Origin of the sequence: Photobacterium kagoshimensis (assembly GCF_050337045.1) — a bacterium.
Taxonomy (GTDB): domain Bacteria; phylum Pseudomonadota; class Gammaproteobacteria; order Enterobacterales; family Vibrionaceae; genus Photobacterium; species Photobacterium kagoshimensis.
Genome location: NZ_JAKJSO010000009.1, coordinates 214,517 through 232,852, shown reverse-complemented (window position 1 = coordinate 232,852; position 18,336 = coordinate 214,517). Strand labels below are relative to the sequence as shown.

The following is an 18,336-nucleotide window of genomic DNA, read 5'->3' as shown; positions in this document are numbered from 1 at the left end:
CATGGGATTGAGGACAACCTGCCCTTGAAAAAACAAGGGGAAGTCACCGAAATAACTTCTGCTATTTATCATTTTGCTCATGACTGGCCACGACACAGTAATGGTAAATACAGAAGTCATCTTTTTGCGTATTCGGTTTTTACTTAAAATATCGGCCTCAAAAGAGGCCGATAGATAACTATTGCTTACTTAGCTGTTGAAGATACTAAGGCAGTTTTACTGCAGATAGGTCTTCAGATGCTGGGATTTTTTTCATTTCGCCCGCAACAATTTCAGCTAGAGGGCCAAGGATAACCTGTAGGTTGTTTGAACCCAGTTTAACCACACCCATTGCACCTAGTGCTTTCAATGTTTTCTCATTCGCTAGGCTACTGTCTTTAAGAGTAAGACGTAGACGAGTGATACATGCATCGATGTTTTCTAGGTTACCGTGACCGCCAAGCGCTTTAAGGTATTGCTTAGCCAGTTCACCTGTTTCTTTAGAACCTGTAATACCAGACTCTTCTACATCGTCATCTTCACGGCCAGGCGTCTTAAGATTGAACTTAATGATAACTGTGCGGAAGATAGTGTAGTAAAGACCGAAGAATACTAGGCCTTGTACGATTAGCATGTACCAGTTAACTGCTAGTGGGTTACGAGTAGATAGAACCATATCTACTAGACCTGCAGAGAAACCGAAGCCTGCAATCCACTGCATAGATGCAGCGATGTATACAGATAGACCCGCAAGCGCTGCGTGAACTACGTATAGCGCAGGTGCTAGGAACATGAATGCGAATTCTAGCGGCTCTGTAACACCAGTGAAGAATGATGCGAAACCTGCAGCAATCATGATAGATGCTACTTTTTCTTTGTTCTTCGCTTTAGCCGTGTGGTACATCGCAAGAGCAGCACCTGGTAGACCAAACATCATGATTGGGAAGAAACCAGCTTGGTACATACCTGTAACACCTACAGTTGCAGTACCTTCAGCGATAGATTTCGCGCCACCAAGGAAGTTAGGGATATCGTTAATACCCGCTACGTCAAACCAGAATACTGAGTTTAGTGCGTGGTGAAGACCAACAGGGATCAGTAGACGGTTGAAGAATGCGTAGATACCAGCACCTAGCTCACCCATACCTTGAATTGTTTCACCGAATGATACTAGACCACCGTAAACAGCAGGCCAGATGTACATAAGTACGAAAGCAATAAAGATACCAGCGAAAGACGTTAGGATAGGAACCAAACGCTTACCAGAGAAGAACGCTAGTGCTTTGTGAAGTTCTACAGCTGAGAAGCGGTTGTAGATTTCAGCAGAAGTAATACCAACAAGGATACCAACAAATTGGTTATTGATTTTACCGAAAGCAGCAGGAACTGCATCAGGTGCAATACCTTGAATCTGTGCAACAGCACCCGGAGAAAGCAGTGTTGTTACTACTAAGAAGCCAACAAAACCAGAAAGTGCAGCTGCACCATCTTTATCTTTAGACATGCCGTACGCAACACCAATTGCGAATAGCACAGACATATTATCGATAATCGCCGCACCAGCTTTAATTAAAAACGCTGCTAGTGCACTGTTACCGCCCCAAGCTACCGGATCAATCCAGTAACCAATACCCATTAAAATAGCTGCGGCAGGCAATGTGGCGACTGGCACCATCAATGCTTTACCTACTTTTTGAAAATATCCAAGAATATTCACCCTTAGTTCCCCCTATGGTTTTCTTAGATGTAATTTAGATAACTTATTTTGCTATCCGATTTAGTCCTTTGCAGTTTAAGAAATTAATTTCGCCCCGCAAATTAAAACGTTATCATTTGTGATCTTTATCACCTGTAGAGACAAGATCTAGGCGATTTTGCTAGCTCGATCATAAAACTTATTTTATCATTCGAAACAAAGGCAAGAAGCCGCTAAGATTTTTACCGTATTATCTATCTTGAATGAGGTGTCACCGTGAGACTAATCCCGCTTAATAATGCTAAAGATGTAGGTTTGTGGTCAGCGCGCCATATCGCTGATTCTATTAACAAATTTCAGCCAACTGCGGAGCGTCCATTTGTTCTTGGTTTACCAACTGGTGGTACACCACTAACAACTTACAAGCGTCTGATCGAACTTTATGAAGCAGGCGAAGTAAGTTTCAAGCATGTTGTTACTTTCAACATGGACGAATACATCGGCATCTCAGCTGATCACCCAGAATCATACCGTAGCTTCATGTACGGCAACTTCTTCAATCATATTGATATTCAAGAAGAAAACATCAATCTTCTGAATGGTAATACAGACGATCACGAAGCAGAATGCCAACGTTACGAAGACAAAATTAAGTCTTACGGCCGCATTAACCTTTTCATGGGTGGTGTAGGCAACGACGGTCACATCGCATTTAACGAGCCAGCATCATCGCTTTCTTCTCGTACGCGTATCAAAACACTAACTCAAGACACTCGTATTGCGAACTCTCGCTTCTTCGACGGTGATATCGAGCAAGTGCCTAAATACGCACTAACAATTGGTGTAGGTACGCTGCTTGATTCTGCAGAAATCATGATCCTAGTCACTGGCCACAATAAAGCACAAGCATTAGAAGCGGCTGTTGAAGGTTCTGTAAACCACCTATGGACTGTATCTGCACTACAACTTCACCCGAAATCACTGATTGTTTGTGATGAGCCAGCAACACAAGAGCTAAAAGTGAAGACAGTAAAATACTTCCAAGAGCTTGAAGCTGAAAACATCAAAAACCTTTAAAAGGAAACGTTCATGTACGCGCTTACCAATTGCCGCATTTTTACCGGTAGCGATGTGCTGAATAACCACGCCGTCATCATTGACGGCGTGAACATTCACGCTGTATGCCCTGTTACCGAACTTCCTCAAGATATCAAAACCCTCGATTTAGATGGCGCAGAACTGACGCCTGGCTTTATCGATCTACAGCTTAATGGCTGTGGTGGGGTAATGCTTAACGATGAAATCAACGCTGATACTATTCACACTATGCATCGTGCTAACCTGAAGTCAGGTTGTACTAGCTTCTTGCCAACCCTGATCACTTCATCAGACGCTGACATGAAAGCAGCCATTGCTGCAGAACGTGAATACCAAAGCAAATACAACAACCATTCGCTAGGCCTACACCTTGAAGGCCCGTACCTTAATGTAATGAAAAAAGGCATTCACAGTGTTGACCATATTCGTCGCTCTGACGATGAGATGATCAAAACCATCTGTGATAACGCTGATGTCGTTACGAAAGTCACGCTAGCACCAGAGCAAAACCCACACGAACATATCGAGCAACTAGTAAAAGCGGGTATTGTTGTTTCCGCAGGTCACACCAACGCCACTTACGTTGAAGCTCGCAAAGGCTTTGCCGCTGGTATTACGTTTGCCACTCACCTATTCAATGCAATGACCCCTATCGCAGGCCGTGAACCTGGTATGGTAGGTGCTATTTATGATACCCCTGAAGTGTACACCGGTATCATTGCAGATGGTTTCCATGTTGATTATGCCAATATTCGTATGGCACATCGCATGAAAGGTGAGAAGTTAGTTCTAGTGACTGATGCAACTGCACCTGCAGGAGCAGACATGGATCACTTTATTTTTGTCGGTAAGAAAGTATATTATCGTGACGGCAAGTGTGTAGATGAAAATGGCACGCTTGGCGGTTCGGCACTGACAATGATTGAAGCAGTTGAAAACAGTGTTGAACATGCAGGTATCGCCCTGGACGAAGCGATTCGAATGGCAACCCTTTATCCAGCACGTGCGATTGGTGTTGATAATAAACTGGGTGCTATCAAAAAAGGCATGGTGGCTAACCTGACTATTTTTGATCGTCAATTCAATGTTCGGGCGACTGTTGTTAACGGTGAATACGAGCAGAACTAAACTATGACAGGCGGACAAATTGGTAATGTAGATCTAGTAAAGCAGCTAAACAGTGCTGCTGTATATAGACTGATCGACTTACAAGGCCCTATTTCACGGATTCAGGTTGCAGACGTAAGTCAACTTGCTCCCGCAAGTGTTACTAAAATTACCCGCCAGTTACTTGAGCGTGGCCTTATTAAAGAGGTCGCGCAACAAGCATCGACAGGTGGTCGACGAGCGATATCGCTGACAACTGAGTCAGCCGCTTTCCACTCCATTGCGATCCGCTTGGGTCGTGACTCTATTGAAATGACGCTATACGATCTCAGCGGTAAATATATCGCAGGTATGGCAACCCAATTTCACTACGATGACCAAGAAGCACTCCTTTCTGGCTTAATGAAACACATTCATCAGTTTATTGCTGATAATGAAAACGTTATGAAAGAGTTAGTCGCCTTTGGCATTACACTTCCGGGCCTTATCGACCCTGAAAAAGGCATTATTGAATACATGCCTCACATTGAAGTCGATAAATTCCCACTCGCAGGTATCATCACTGAAACCTTTGGTGTTTCTTGTTTTGTCGGTAATGATATTCGCGGACTCGCACTGGCTGAGCACTATTTTGGTGCAAGCCGTGACTGCAAAGACTCAATATTAGTCAGTGTGCACCATGGTACTGGTGCGGGTATTATTGTTAATGGTCAAGTATTCCTTGGCTTTAACCGTAATGTCGGCGAGATCGGCCACATCCAAATCGATCCACTTGGCGACAAATGCCAATGTGGTAACTTTGGCTGCCTAGAAACTGTCGCGTCTGATCCTGCTGTTATTGCACACGTGCAAAAACTGCTAGATCAAGGCTATTCAAGCAGCCTACAAGAGCTTGAAGAAGTCACCATGCTGGCTATTTGTGAAGCCGCAAACAAAGGTGATGAACTGGCAAGCCAAGCATTAATTAAAGTGGGTAATCAATTGGGTAAAGCCCTTGCGATGACCATCAACTTATTTAATCCACAGAAAATTGTTTTGGCGGGTAATATTACACAAGCCAAAGACATCGTGCTGCCAGCGATTCGTCGCTGCATTGAAACGCAATCGCTCTCGACCTTCCACAAGGACTTGCCGATCGTACCTTCTGAGCTTATCTCGCACCCTACCATTGGCGCATTTTCTATGATTAAACGCGCAATGTTGAACGGTGTACTGCTACAGCGCTTACTGGAAGACTAAGAGACCACACGCATTACATGGATAATATCCATTAAAGCACTGTTAACTGTATGACTACAGTTACACTCTTAATTTGTAACAGTTATTTAAGGGCCATACGTCAACAGACGTATGGCCCTTGTGTTATATTCTCGTGCAATATTTTGCGTTCAAAAGAGAAGGAGCATCCCCCCCACCATGGAACTTGTTTTTATTATCACCGCCTTCATTGCTGGTTTTATTGCAATGCAATGCAAGTTACCCCCGCTCGTCGGTTTTCTTGTCGCTGGCTTTGGGCTAAGCAGCATGGGGGTGCAAAGCACAGAAACCCTATCTACGCTCGCTGATCTAGGTGTTACCCTACTTCTCTTCTCTATCGGCTTAAAATTAGATGTTAAGACCCTATTAACCAAAGAAATTTGGGGCGGAGCAACGCTACACAACCTACTCTCGACGGGTTTATTTACCCTCGCCCTACTCGGCCTGAAGCAACTTGGCTTGGGTATGTTGTCTGATTTAAGTCTTGCTCACTTAGCACTGCTTGGTTTTTCGCTTTCTTTTTCAAGTACCGTTTTCGCGATTAAAGCCCTGCAAGATAAAGGCGAATTAAATGCCACCTACGGCACACTCGCTATCGGCATTCTGGTTATGCAGGATATCTTTGCGGTGCTGTTCTTAACAATTTCAACCGGTAAGATCCCTGAGATTACCGCATTAGGGCTATTTGCACTGCCTTTCTTACGCCCGCTGATGTTCCGTATTTTAGACAAAGCAGGACACGGCGAAATGCTGGTACTGTATTCAATATTCTTAGCACTAGTAGCTGGCGCAGGTCTGTTTGAGCTGGTTGGCCTAAAAGCCGATCTAGGGGCACTAATCCTAGGTATGATGCTTGCCGCACACCCCAAAGCCTCTGAGATGTCCAAATCACTCTTTAACCTTAAAGAGCTGCTACTGGTGTGTTTCTTCCTCAACATTGGCTTATCAGAAGCACCAACCTTAGATGGCGCCATTATGGCGGTAATTCTATTGTTACTATTGCCAATTAAAGGGATTCTGTACTATCTCATCTTTCACCTGTTTCGCTACCGTGTCCGCACCTCGTTACTGGGAACACTCACCTTATTCAACTACAGTGAGTTCGGCTTAATCGTCAGCGGATTAGCTTACAAGCTCGGCTGGCTACCCGGCAGTTTCTTGGTAGCGATAGCCATGACGGTTTCTATTTCCTTCTTAATCGCCGCACCACTCAACAGTATTGGCCACAGGCTCTATAACGACACCTCTAAGTGGTTAAAAGAGTACGATGCCGATCTGCTTAACCCGAGCGATAAGCTGATCGATTTTGGTCAAGCACGGGTACTAATATTAGGTATGGGCCGTATTGGTAGTGGTGCTTACGATGAGCTTGTCGAACGCTACGGCAATCAAATTATCGGTATTGAAACACGCGAAGAGTCAGTTGATGACCATATCCAAGTTGGCCGTAATGTGTTGCATGGCGATGCGACGGACCCCGATTTCTGGACCCGTGTTATTAGTAGCCATCAAATCAAACTGGTGCTACTTGCGATGCCAAATAGCCATGCCAATAGCTTTGCTATGGAACAAATCAATACCCTGAATTACACAGGCAAAGTAGCTGCAATCGCGAAATATGCCGATGAGATGGAAGAGTTAGAAAATTTAGGGATTGATGCCGCCTTCAATATTTACCATGAAGCAGGCCGTGGTTTTGCCCGTCATGTTTGCGAAGAGCTGGATATGGACTTAAAACAGCGCAACTAAACCCTATTCGTTAAGAGTGAATATTTTAAGACGGTTGCTTCGGCAGCCGTTTTTTTTGGTCAAAAAATCACTCGATATGGATAAAATTCGGAATAAATGGATTTTATTAAACAATATTCACCTAAGGTGTTTTTCTTCGATCGATCTAAAGTTTTTCGTTGCAATTAATTACTGAATACGCAATTTTAAAAAACAAGTAAGGGAAAAGTGACGTATCCGTTAAATTTGGTACTGAAACATTCGCCAAGTAAGGCAACCCGAGAAAATTATCAAGAATTGCAATAGTTTAGGTTGGAGTGGAAATATGTGTTCAGTATTTGGGATCTTAGACATTAAAGGCGATGCAGCCGCACTACGTACAACGGCATTAGAAATGTCTAAAAAAATGCGCCACCGCGGACCAGACTGGTCTGGTATTTATGCATCAGACAATGCGATTCTGGTTCATGAACGCTTAGCGATTGTCGACTTAAATAGTGGTGAGCAACCGCTTTACAACCAAGATAAAACGCATGCACTTGCGGTGAACGGTGAAATCTACAACCACAAAGAGCTGCGTGCTGAATTTGCACCCGACTACCCGTTCCAAACTGAATCTGATTGTGAAATTATTCTGGCCCTCTACAAAGAAAAAGGCCCAGAGCTACTTGATTACCTAAACGGTATTTTTGGCTTTATCCTTTACGATGAGCAAGAAGATGCTTACCTGATCGGCCGTGACCACATTGGTATTATTCCGCTCTACCACGGTCATGATGAACATGGTAACTACTATGTCGCCTCTGAAATGAAAGCGCTTGTGCCTGTTTGTAAGACCATTAGTGAGTTCCCTCCAGGTCACTTCTTATGGAGCAAGCAAGGCGAACCAGTTCGTTACTACAAACGTGATTGGATGGAATTTGATGCCGTTGTTGATGCAAAAACGGATAAAACTGCACTAAAAGATGCGTTAGAGAGCGCCGTTAAACGCCAGCTAATGACAGATGTTCCTTACGGCGTATTGCTATCGGGCGGTCTTGATTCATCAGTTATCTCGGCCATTACTAAGAAGTTTGCGGCAAAACGCATTGAAGATGACGAACAATCGCAAGCTTGGTGGCCAACCCTACACTCCTTTGCGATTGGTCTTGAAAACGCGCCAGATTTAAAAGCAGCCAAGATTGTTGCAGATAGCATAGGCACAGTTCACCATGAACTCACTTATACCGTTCAAGAAGGTCTCGATGCGATTCGTGATGTGATTTACCACATTGAAACCTACGATGTAACGACCATTCGAGCATCAACACCTATGTATTTAATGTCGCGTAAAATCCGCGCGATGGGCATCAAGATGGTGTTATCAGGTGAAGGTGCCGACGAAGTCTTTGGCGGTTACTTATACTTCCACAAAGCGCCTAGCGCACAAGAATTCCATGAAGAGACAGTACGAAAACTGCTTGCACTCAACATGTTTGACTGTGCGCGCGCCAACAAATCAATGGCAGCATGGGGCATTGAAGCCCGCGTTCCTTTCCTTGATAAGGAATTCTTAGAAGTGGCAATGCGCGTTAACCCAGAAGATAAAATGTGTGGTAACGGCAAGATGGAAAAACACATTATTCGAGAGTGCTTTGAAGATTACTTACCTGAATCTGTAGCATGGCGTCAAAAAGAACAATTCTCTGATGGTGTGGGTTATAGCTGGATTGATTCACTGCGTGATGTTGCTGAAGCTAAAGTATCAGATCAACAACTTGAAACAGCAAAATTCCGTTTCCCATACAACACACCAACAACCAAAGAAGCGTACGTTTACCGTGAGATCTTTGAAGAGCTATTCCCGCTAGAGAGCGCAGCGAAATGTGTACCTGGTGGTCCATCAATTGCGTGCTCAAGCGCCAAAGCAATTGAATGGGATGAAAGCTTCAAAAACAGTGCCGATCCATCTGGTCGTGCTGTTGCCGCTATTCACAACGAAGCCTACAAAAAGTAACGCATCAGGCTTCTCTTCAACCGAATGATAAAACGCAGCCTTTGGGTTGCGTTTTTTATTACAACAGCCGTTGAGTGAAAACAGGTTGCACAATAGCCGCCCTGATCACATTATTTTTACTTGTTAAAATCATCGGAAGACTGACTTACCCAGATGGGTATAGCGAATGAATAGCATGGCTATCAATGAAAATTAATGTCGTAAACTTACCTAAATATTTATAAAAACACTAACCAGCCCACAGATTAAGTTCTGATTATCCCCTAGTCTGACTAGCATTAACACAGCGATCCCTACGATACGCTTGGTCATTTTATGCCTTAAATACTGATGCAAGCGGGTAGCAATGTTGAAAAATTTCATCAATTCCAACAAATAGACAGACACAACATGAAAAGAATAAAGACAGAAGTAAACGGCCCTGAGTTCTCTCAATTCATTGCTGGCTATTGGCGTTTAATGGAATGGAACATGACGCCACAGCAGCGGCTCACTTTCCTAAAACAACATATAGAACTCGGGATCACAACCTGTGACCACGCAGATATTTATGGCAACTACCAATGTGAAGCCGCTTTTGGTGAAGCATTAACATTAGAACCAAGCCTACGTGACAGTATCGAACTGGTGAGTAAATGTGGCATTCGCCTACCAAGTGCCCCTACGGGTGATATCGTGCTACCGCATTACAACACCACCACTGACTACATAGTGTCGCAAGCTGAGCAGTCACTCACAAACCTGCGCACAGATCATCTTGATTTACTACTGGTACACCGCCCTGACCCACTGATGAATGTCGATGATATAGCAGAGGCATTTAACCGCCTGAAACAAGACGGTAAAGTGAAACATGTTGGCGTATCGAACTTCACCCCTAGCCAATTCGATTTATTACAATCGCGTCTAGATTATCCGTTGGCAACCAACCAACTAGAAGTTTCGCCAGTCAATATGACAGCACTACACGATGGTTGTTTAGACCAAATGCAGCAACACCGCATTGCTCCTATGGCGTGGTCATGCTTGGGTGGTGGTAGCTTGTTCTGCGGCCAAGATGAAAAATCTAAGCGTCTACGTACTGAGCTTGAAACGATCGCAGCTGAAGTCGGTGCGGAAGGTATCGATCAAATTGTTTATGCTTGGGTACTCGCCCTACCCGCTAACCCACTTCCAATTATTGGTAGCGGCAAAATAGAACGCGTACGCCAAGCCATTCGCAGTACCGATGTTACGTTAACGCGTCAACAATGGTTCCGTATTTGGGTAGCATCAAACGGTCACAACGTGCCTTAGTCACTGCTAATTAAAACCTAGATGTAAAAAAACCCAGCATTCGCTGGGTTTCTTATTGGGTTCAGTTATCACTAAGTCAGCGATTAACGTTCCCAGTATGCTTCTTCAAGGCTATCTTCACGCTCAGGCAAACCACGAGATAAACGTGGTGAATGCTGTGCCAGTACCTCGTAACTTACACGGTTTGAGTACAGACAGATTTGAGAGAACGAAGAATACGTCAAGAAACTATGCTGGTGCTTGCTTGAGTTCGGTACGTTCTCTTTGTGGTAGCGGTTTGCTGACATGTCATGCAGTAATGCCGACAAAGCACCATCACCCGCACCATTGGTGTTCTTGATACGCTCAGGGCCACCCATGTAAGGTGAAATATGTGAGTAAGCCTTAATTGGCGCTTCACATGCATCTTTCAGCATCGGGCGGCTAAATTCATAGCGGTTGAACTCTGCGATTTCACCAGGCAATAATGGCAAGCTCGTTGTACGCTTAGCGCTATCTTCCGTGTAACCTGCAGTATATAGACCAATCGGGCCAGCAGTACATAGCACCAGATCAACCCACTCAAGCGTTTGATCAGCAGCAACTAATGGATCTGACTCACCCGTTAGGGCTTCAGCTTCATCTTCATTCATTGCTACAACTGTCACATGATCGCGTAAGAAATCACGCCACCACTGGGGATCATCTTGAATAACGAACTTAGTACCAAGTGTTAGAACAACAGGTACATCGTATTTTTTCGCGTAATCAATTGCTCGCATTGTTGCCGCTGGCATTGGGTCGCCATCTTTACAGCGAACAAGATAAGCGGTTAGCACCAGCGCCGATGCATTTTTGAATACAGATTCAGGAATGCTATCTGGGCTTAATTGGTTCATATGCCCTTCGTTAATCGCAAAGGTACGCTCACCTTCAGCAGAGATTAACGCAAAACAACGACCAATAGGGCCATGCACTGGTTGCAAGTAGTTCATATCCATACGGCTTGATGTATTACACAAGTAACGATATGCGTAGCTGCCTACTTCAATATCTTTACTCATTACACCCAGCAGTACCGACTTATCATCAGCCAATACGGAGTAGTTGTGTAGCGTGTTACCTATGGTACCGCCAGCAAACTCATGGCTAATTAAGTTATTTTCTTTTAGTTCCTGATATAAAGCTTCTGCTTTTTCATCAGAGATCACTAAAGAATGACCTTTGCTTAGCTCATAACGTTCAAGAAATGCGTCATCTACACAGGCTTCAATATCAACCAAAGTTTGGTCGATACCAACAACATGGGTACGAGTTAGACGTTTTTCTTGCTTAGTTTGACTCAGAAGTGGATCACGAGCATGTACAGGAAAGTAATGCTTCGATTTACGTTGGCCTGGAAATTTCATCTGAATGAGCTATCTGTCTAGTGAACTTTTTGCGAATTCTATCACATTATCGTGAACATAAAAGAAAGCCGCTCATTCTTTTTGAGAGGCAAGTGCTTTTTTGTAACACAATTCCGAGTCAATAATACGCCTAAATAGAGTAAAAACTACTATTTACTCTCGTGGAAGCAAAGCGAAAACTTGGATGATCAATAAGTTAACGCTTCATCGCTATTCACACCAACCCTGTGTATTTTGCTTTACAAGGTTTGTCATCATAGTGATGTGTGCCGAGTTATCATTCAAGCATGGAATAAGATTGAATGTTTCGCCACCAGCCTCAAGAAATACTGCTTTACACTCTTCAGCAATCTCTTCTAACGTTTCTAAACAATCGACAGAAAAAGCGGGGCACATCACATCTAAACGCTTTACGCCTTTTTTCGCTAACGCTTCAATCGTTTTATCGGTATACGGTTGCAACCACTCTTCACGCCCAAAAATCGATTGGTAGCTCATACTCATTTTTTCACGTGGTAACGCCAAGCTTTCAGCAAGTAATGCGGTTGTTTGGTTGCAGTGAACAGGATACGGATCGCCATTATTGGCATAGCGTTTAGGAATGCCATGGTACGAACACAACAAATAATCGGGCTGACCATGTTCTGCCCAAAAATCAGAGACTGACTGAGCAAGAGCTGAAATGTAGTCTGGGTGTTCAAAATAATGGTTAATAAAGCGTAACTCTGGCAATTCAGGCCATGTTTTAACCGATTTTGCCAGCTTATCAAATACCGCGGCTGTGGTTGTTTGTGAGTATTGCGGATAAAGCGGTAGCACTAAGACCTTATCACAACCTTGTGCTTTTAATGCCGTCAACCCCTCTTCTATAGTTGGTGAACCATAGGTCATACCCAGCTCAACCGGCACATTCAGTTCGGCTTGTAATAGTTGTTGTTGACGCTTTGAATACACCATTAATGGCGAACCATCATCCATCCAAACAGATTGGTATAGCTTTGCGACTTTAGGCGCACGAATCGGTAAAATAACACCGTGTAAAATTGGGCACCAAAGCCAACGTGTCATATCAACCACGCGTTTGTCGTGCAAAAACTCAGCCAAAAAACGTTTTATACCGGCCGATGTGGGCTCATCTGGCGTACCTAAATTCACTAACAATACGCCGTGCTTGTTACTCATTTTTTATCCGCCGCTTTATCTTAGTTAAACCGTATTATAGCCAATACTATCACTAACTTGTACGGCTCAATATCGTAAACGATCACCCTACTGACCAATTTTTTTATTCAGGATCAGGGGACTTTTCATCAATGGCTGGAGAGAACGAAAAAAGGGCATACCTAAGTATGCCCTTTTTTATTAATCACAATGAATACGTGATTAAGATAATGCTTTTTCTAGTTCAGCACTTACAGCAGCAACTTCTTTAGTACCATCAAATTTAAGGTACTTCGTGTTACCAGCAGCGGCTTCTTTACCGTAGTATTCGATAAGAGGAGCAGTTTGCTTGTGGTATACACCTAGACGCGCTAGCACTGTTTCTTCTTTGTCATCTTCACGGATAACAAGATCTTCACCAGTTTCGTCATCTTTACCTTCCACTTTTGGCGGATTGTAAACAACGTGGTAAGTACGACCAGAAGCTAGGTGAGCACGACGACCCGCCATACGCTCAACGATCACTTCATCAGCCACGTCGAATTCGATAACGTAGTCGATCTCAACACCGTTTTCTTTCAAGCCATCAGCTTGAGGAATAGTGCGTGGGAAACCGTCTAGTAGGAAGCCTTTTGCACAATCGTCTTGGGCAATACGCTCTTTAACCAGACCAAGAATGATGTCATCAGACACAAGTTGACCTGCATCGATTACAGATTTCGCTTGTTTGCCTAGCTCTGTACCTGCTTTGATTGCTGCACGTAGCATGTCACCCGTAGAGATTTGAGGAATACCAAATTTCTCCATGATGAATTGTGCCTGAGTACCTTTACCTGCACCTGGAGCGCCCAGAAGAATGATGCGCATCGTGATCCCCTTTAATAAATAAGCTTGGTGTTTCTCAAAAAAAGTGAAAATACACTGATTAGACGTCAGTCGCAAGCCCAGTACTATGCCTGGGCTTGGTTTACATTCTTGATCAGCATACTATCCGATAGTTGCAAGAGGGTCGATTCGACCTTCGTCAGAATCCCCTTTTGCTACTATTTCGCAAGTAGTTGATTAACTGCAGTTAAGAACTGAGATGGATCTTCCATCGCACCACGTTCCGCTAACATCGCTTGACCCATTAGCATTTCAACCCAACGGCCAAAGACGACTTCGTCGGCTTCGTCAGCCATTTGTTTAACCAAAGCATGCTCTGGGTTAATTTCGAAGATGTATTTCACTTCAGGCGCTTCTTGACCAACAGCTGCCATCAGTTTCGCCATCTGCGTACCCATCTCGTTTTCATCCGTTACCACAACGGCTGGCGTATCATGCAGTTTAAAGGTAGTACGTACTTCCTTAACACGGTCGCCCAAGTAAGCTTGTGTGCGTTCAACCACAGATTTGAAAGCTTCTTGTGTTTCTTTTTGCTTTTCTTTGTCTTCTTCATTCTCGAATTTAGACAAATCAAGATCCGCTTTAGTGATCGACTGGAACTGCTTACCATCAAATTCAGGCAAGTAATTCATTAACCACTCATCAATGCGATCATGCATTAAGATAACTTCGATACCTTTTGCACGGAATTGCTCAAGGTGAGGACTATTTTGCGCTGCTTTAAAGCTGTCTGCTGTGATGAAGTAGATCTTCTCTTGATCTTCTTTCATGCGTGCGACGTAATCGGCCAATGAAACCACTTGCTCAGCCGCATTGTTCTCGGTAGAACTAAAGCGTAATAGGTTTGCGATCTTATCACGGTTCGCAAAATCTTCTGCTGGGCCTTCTTTAAGCACTTGACCAAATTCGTTCCAGAACGTTTGGTACTTCTCAGCATCGTTTTTCGCCATACGCTCAAGCATAGTCAGTGAGCGCTTAGTACACGCTTTGCGAAGTGCTTGGGTAACTTTGTTATCTTGTAAGATTTCACGCGATACGTTTAGCGGTAAATCGTTAGAGTCGATCAAACCACGCATAAAGCGCAGGTAGCTTGGCATGAACTGTTCTGCATCATCCATAATGAAAACGCGTTGAACATACAACTTCAAGCCATGCTTGCTATCACGGTTATATAAGTCAAACGGCGCTTTAGAAGGCACATACAATAAGCTGGTGTAATCTTGCTTACCTTCAACGCGGTTATGGCTCCAATGAAGCGGTTCAGCAAAATCATGCGAAACATGCTTATAGAATTCTTTGTATTCTTCTTCAGAAATATCTGACTTGTTGCGGGTCCACAAAGCTTGAGCCTTGTTGATTTGCTCCCACTTTTTATTGCCTGTCTCTTTACCTTCTTCGTCTATTTCTGCCGTTTGAAGGTGAACAGGGATACCAATGTGATCAGAGTATTTACCAATCACGTCACGTAGACGGTATTCGCTTAAAAATTCTTTCTCTTCTTCACGAAGGTGAAGAATGATGTCAGTACCGCGTGTCGACTTAGTGATGTCTTCAACGCTGTAGTCACCTTCGCCGCTTGATTGCCAGCTAACACCCTGCTCGGCAGGAGCACCTGCTGCACGCGTATGTACAGTTACAGAATCCGCCACAATAAAGGCTGAGTAGAAACCCACACCAAATTGACCAATAAGCTGTGAGTCTTTGCTTTCTTCATTGCTCAGGTTGCTGAAGAAGTCTTTTGTACCTGATTTTGCAATTGTGCCTAAGTGCTCAATCGCATCTTCACGGCTCATACCAATGCCGTTATCACTGATGGTTAACGTGCCAGCATCTGCATTGAATGATAATTTAACCCCAAGGTCTGAATCATTTTCATATAAGTCTGGCTCAGACAGTGCGCGAAAACGTAATTTATCCGATGCATCAGACGCATTAGAAATTAGCTCACGTAAAAAAATCTCTTTATTTGAATACAGAGAGTGAATCATCAGATGAAGAAGTTGTTTCACTTCTGACTGAAAACCACGGGTTTCCTTATTGGTAGAGGTATGTTGTTCGCTCATCGAAACTCCAAAAACAATAGTTTTACGTAAAATTACCACTGTATTCAGACGGTTAACTAGCCGTTTGCCCACTCGTGATAAAAATCCCCAATTAGATACTAATTAGATGTGGTCAAATAGTACGTTTTCAACCTAAAATAGCCTTTTTTATTCTTTTTAGAATTTCTGCGCTGCGATTTTTCCTTTTTTTACATTCAGATTATATTCAGGGAATTATGATATATAAGTGCCTAAACAGTTTCATCGGGGCTAAAAATGCATAACACCTCCACTAAGTTCTTAATTGGTAAGCGTTTCCTTTTTGACCCTTACGACAACAGCTTAATTGATCAACTCGAAAATGATGAGCTCACTCGCTTAGGCAGTAATGAAAGCCGTGCCCTCAGCCTTTTGATAGAAACGCCTGGCGCCATCATCACTCGTACTCAATTACATGATTTTGTTTGGAGAGAACAAGGCTTTGAGGTGGATGACTCCAGCCTAACTCAAGCCATTTCGACGCTACGAAAAGCGCTTAAAGATTCAACGAAATCACCTGAATTTATCAAAACAGTGCCTAAACGCGGTTATCAAATGATAGCGCCTGTTTCTGATCATCTCACACAGCCAGTAAAACCTGAAAAAACCTTTGCTGAAGATCTCGTTAGCCAAATTCCTACGACGGCAAACGATACGGTGGAACATGAAGCCGCTCCCGTTGAAAAATCGACACACCACTCAACGGTTACGCCAACAGAAAAAAACCACCGTGTAAATCTATATGGCTGGCTCGCACTTCTGATAGCCCTAATGTTACCTTTGATGGTCAACACCAGCTATCCGCCTAAATCAGCCGCTTTCGATAAGTTTATTGAAGTTGAAGGCATTCCCGTTCTGACGCCGAATAATCACCCAGGCATGAGCCAATGGGAACCGATGATCCGTACTTGTGTCACGCGTTACATTGCGTTTCACCCACAAGAGAAGCGACCAATAGAAGTGATCGCAACAGGTGGTCAACAGAGCCAAATTTGGATTAATTACGTACATAACATTGATTCGCCAAACGAAAATGTCACGCTACGTTTGTTATCAAGCCAAGAGGATAACGACCAGTTATGCCAATAAAACAAAGTTCAATCTCAACTATTTTTAAGCGTTTTTGGCCATACCTGATCCTCGCGGTATCAATGGTATTTAGCTTCTGGCTCTACTTCTCTAGTGACTATAAGCAAGAGCAGCTGATCATGTCACGTGAGTGGCAATCTAACACGGTAAGTCGTATTGAAGAGAAGCTATTGGATGATGAGTTATTAGTGCTTCGCCGCGTAGAGCAAACCAGCCACATGGTGTATTTACCCAATAAAAATTACTCACGTATCACCTTAATGAAGCTATACAGTGATAATGAAGAGCCGCTCACACTGCATATTTCAGAGTCTGGCACCTGGGATATTAGTGGTGGCTATCTGTTAACTGAGCCGGCTGAATTCAAAGATATTACGTCAGGCGTGAATAAAGATTTCCAGAAAAAACAGCTTACTGCGATCCGTAAAATATTCCGCATGGATGCTAGTCAAAGTCGACGAATTGATATCCTAAACGAAAAGAGCTTACTGCTCACTAGCCTAACTTACGGCTCTACCGTTTATTACTCACTGTAAGACTGATTTCAATGTATAAAAAAACCGCACCTAGAGTGCGGTTTTTTATGGCTAACAAACGGCTCTAATACAGCTTTTGACGGCCAGCAATTGAGTGCGATAGCGTTGTGCCATCCACCAATTCTAGCTCCCCACCAACAGGGACACCATGCGCGATTCGACTCGCAGGTACATCATACTCACTACAAAGTTCAGCAATGTAGTGGGCTGTTGCCTCGCCTTCCACCGTTGGGTTGGTTGCTAAAATCAGCTCACTGATCGGCTCTTTCTGTAATCGAAATTCCAGAAGATCCAACCCAATGTCTGACGGACCAATACCATCTAAGGGAGAAAGGTGTCCCATGAGCACGAAGTAACGCCCTGAAAATTGCCCGGTAGATTCAACCGCAACAATATCAGCAGGGCTTTCAACCACGCAGATTTGCCCTGATTCCTGACGACGAGGGTTTGCACAAATGGCACATACCTCTTCTTCAGTAAATGTGCGGCATTGCTGGCAATGGCCAATTTCGGTCATGGCTTGGCTTAGAGCATCAGCAAGTTGAAGACCACCTTGCCGATTGCGCTGTAACAAACTGAAGGCCATTCGCTGCGCTGACTTGGGACCAACCCCAGGCAGGCAACGAAGGGCCTCCATTAATTGTTCCAGTAATTGACTGGTACGCATTGATTAGAAAGGTAGCTTAAAGCCAGCTGGTAAGTTCATACCACCTGTAACACCAGCCATTTTCTCTTTTTGCGCTTCTTCAACACGACGTGCAGCATCGTTGAATGCAGCAGCGATCAGATCTTCAAGCATGTCTTTGTCGTCTTCCATTAGGCTATCATCTAGCTCAACGCGACGTACACTGTGGCTACCAGTGATGGTAACTTTAACAAGACCAGCACCTGACTCACCTGTTACTTCCATGTTTGCAATTTCTTCTTGCATCTTCTGCATGCGCTCTTGCATTTGCTGCGCTTGCTTCATCATGTTGCCCATACCGCCTTTACCAAACATACTATCTCTCTCTATTGGTCTGGTTAATATTCACGCTAT

At 43.8% G+C, this 18,336-nt stretch carries 15 protein-coding genes; 8 read left to right on the top strand and 7 right to left on the bottom strand.

The genetic code is table 11. From position 1 onward, the window contains the following. Positions 1–205: 205 nt before the first annotated feature. Positions 206–1,696, bottom strand: a complete 1,491-nt coding sequence (nagE, locus tag L4C35_RS04400) for an N-acetylglucosamine-specific PTS transporter subunit IIBC (protein ID WP_428461730.1) — start codon at positions 1,694–1,696, stop codon at positions 206–208. Between the two features lie 255 nt (positions 1,697–1,951). Between nagE and nagB the strand changes: the two genes are divergently transcribed. The 6 genes from nagB to L4C35_RS04370 all read left to right on the top strand — a co-directional run bounded on the left by nagB (position 1,952) and on the right by L4C35_RS04370 (position 10,157). Then, on the top strand, positions 1,952–2,752 hold the full coding sequence (gene nagB, locus L4C35_RS04395; protein ID WP_048898692.1) for a glucosamine-6-phosphate deaminase: 801 nt from the start codon (positions 1,952–1,954) through the stop codon (positions 2,750–2,752). Between the two features lie 12 nt (positions 2,753–2,764). Next, a complete protein-coding gene (nagA, locus tag L4C35_RS04390; protein ID WP_428461729.1) occupies positions 2,765–3,901 on the top strand; it encodes an N-acetylglucosamine-6-phosphate deacetylase in 1,137 nt (378 codons plus the stop codon). Positions 3,902–3,904: 3 nt separating this feature from the next. Beyond that, a complete protein-coding gene (nagC, locus tag L4C35_RS04385) occupies positions 3,905–5,119 on the top strand; it encodes a DNA-binding transcriptional regulator NagC (protein WP_428461728.1) in 1,215 nt (404 codons plus the stop codon). Between the two features lie 177 nt (positions 5,120–5,296). Next, complete coding sequence (locus L4C35_RS04380) at positions 5,297–6,886, top strand: cation:proton antiporter domain-containing protein (protein ID WP_428461727.1); 1,590 nt, start codon at positions 5,297–5,299, stop codon at positions 6,884–6,886. 304 nt (positions 6,887–7,190) lie between these two features. Next, complete coding sequence (gene asnB, locus L4C35_RS04375) at positions 7,191–8,861, top strand: asparagine synthase B (protein WP_428461726.1); 1,671 nt, start codon at positions 7,191–7,193, stop codon at positions 8,859–8,861. Between the two features lie 390 nt (positions 8,862–9,251). Beyond that, the gene (locus L4C35_RS04370) at positions 9,252–10,157 is read left to right on the top strand and encodes an aldo/keto reductase (RefSeq protein ID WP_428461725.1); all 906 of its coding nucleotides are present in this window, start codon (positions 9,252–9,254) and stop codon (positions 10,155–10,157) included. Between the two features lie 83 nt (positions 10,158–10,240). On the opposite strand, the gene L4C35_RS04365 is transcribed toward L4C35_RS04370, so the two are convergent. The 4 genes from L4C35_RS04365 to htpG form a co-directional block, all read right to left on the bottom strand. After that, positions 10,241–11,545 (bottom strand): inosine/guanosine kinase, encoded by a 1,305-nt coding sequence (locus L4C35_RS04365; protein WP_428461724.1) that lies wholly within the window; start codon positions 11,543–11,545, stop codon positions 10,241–10,243. A gap of 210 nt (positions 11,546–11,755) precedes the next feature. Further along, positions 11,756–12,727, bottom strand: coding sequence for a ferrochelatase (hemH, locus tag L4C35_RS04360; RefSeq protein WP_428461723.1), 972 nt, complete (start codon positions 12,725–12,727; stop codon positions 11,756–11,758). A 201-nt stretch (positions 12,728–12,928) separates the two neighbouring features. Then, positions 12,929–13,573 (bottom strand): adenylate kinase, encoded by a 645-nt coding sequence (gene adk / locus L4C35_RS04355; protein ID WP_048898686.1) that lies wholly within the window; start codon positions 13,571–13,573, stop codon positions 12,929–12,931. A 176-nt stretch (positions 13,574–13,749) separates the two neighbouring features. After that, on the bottom strand, positions 13,750–15,654 hold the full coding sequence (gene htpG / locus L4C35_RS04350; RefSeq protein ID WP_428461722.1) for a molecular chaperone HtpG: 1,905 nt from the start codon (positions 15,652–15,654) through the stop codon (positions 13,750–13,752). A 255-nt stretch (positions 15,655–15,909) separates the two neighbouring features. Here htpG and L4C35_RS04345 point away from each other — a divergent pair, with 255 nt between their 5' ends. After that, the gene (locus tag L4C35_RS04345; protein ID WP_428461721.1) at positions 15,910–16,761 is read left to right on the top strand and encodes a winged helix-turn-helix domain-containing protein; all 852 of its coding nucleotides are present in this window, start codon (positions 15,910–15,912) and stop codon (positions 16,759–16,761) included. Next, positions 16,752–17,297: a regulatory protein ToxS gene (locus L4C35_RS04340; protein WP_428461720.1), complete on the top strand. Its 546-nt coding sequence runs from the start codon at positions 16,752–16,754 to the stop codon at positions 17,295–17,297. Before L4C35_RS04345 ends, L4C35_RS04340 begins: the two co-directional genes overlap by 10 nt. Positions 17,298–17,361: 64 nt before the next feature. Here L4C35_RS04340 and recR read toward each other — a convergent pair whose 3' ends face one another. Both recR and L4C35_RS04330 read right to left on the bottom strand, forming a co-directional pair. Further along, positions 17,362–17,964, bottom strand: coding sequence for a recombination mediator RecR (gene recR / locus L4C35_RS04335; protein ID WP_048898682.1), 603 nt, complete (start codon positions 17,962–17,964; stop codon positions 17,362–17,364). Between the two features lie 3 nt (positions 17,965–17,967). Then, positions 17,968–18,297 carry a YbaB/EbfC family nucleoid-associated protein gene (locus L4C35_RS04330; protein ID WP_048898681.1) on the bottom strand — a complete coding sequence of 110 codons (330 nt, stop codon included), beginning with the start codon at positions 18,295–18,297 and terminating at the stop codon, positions 17,968–17,970. Positions 18,298–18,336: the final 39 nt, after the last annotated feature.